Source organism: Catenuloplanes japonicus, from assembly GCF_000717135.1.
Taxonomy (GTDB): Bacteria; Actinomycetota; Actinomycetes; order Mycobacteriales; family Micromonosporaceae; genus Catenuloplanes; species Catenuloplanes japonicus.
Genome location: NZ_JNXY01000099.1, coordinates 1 through 332, shown reverse-complemented (window position 1 = coordinate 332; position 332 = coordinate 1). Strand labels below are relative to the sequence as shown.

Sequence of the window (332 nt, the reverse complement as noted above, 5' to 3'; positions counted from 1 at the left end):
CACGCAGATACCGGGTCAGGCCCGCACCATAAGCGCCGGTGCCCTCGACACCGATCAGCACCACACTCCCCCACGCCCGCAGCCACCCCAGCAGCAGCACATACCCGACCGGTGTCGCCTCGAACTGCGCATGCCCGAGCATCCGCCCCGCCCCATCGACCGCCGCGACCGTATGCGTGTCACGATGCGTATCCACACCACCCGTCACCTCGACACCCGTGACCACCACACCCGACTGTGACATCGTTGAACCGTCCATCCCTCTGTCCACTCACACCGGGCACACAGGGCAGACACGCACCAGCCGGGCACGGCAGGACAAGACAGTAAAG

The 332-nt window shown here is 66.3% G+C and carries 1 protein-coding gene; it reads right to left on the bottom strand.

All coding sequences use genetic code 11. The features are described 5' to 3' along the window. The coding region (locus OP04_RS48160; RefSeq protein WP_157241411.1) for an IS110 family transposase at positions 1-259 on the bottom strand (259 nt) is incomplete at its 3' end. Between the last annotated feature and the right edge of the window lie 73 nt (positions 260-332).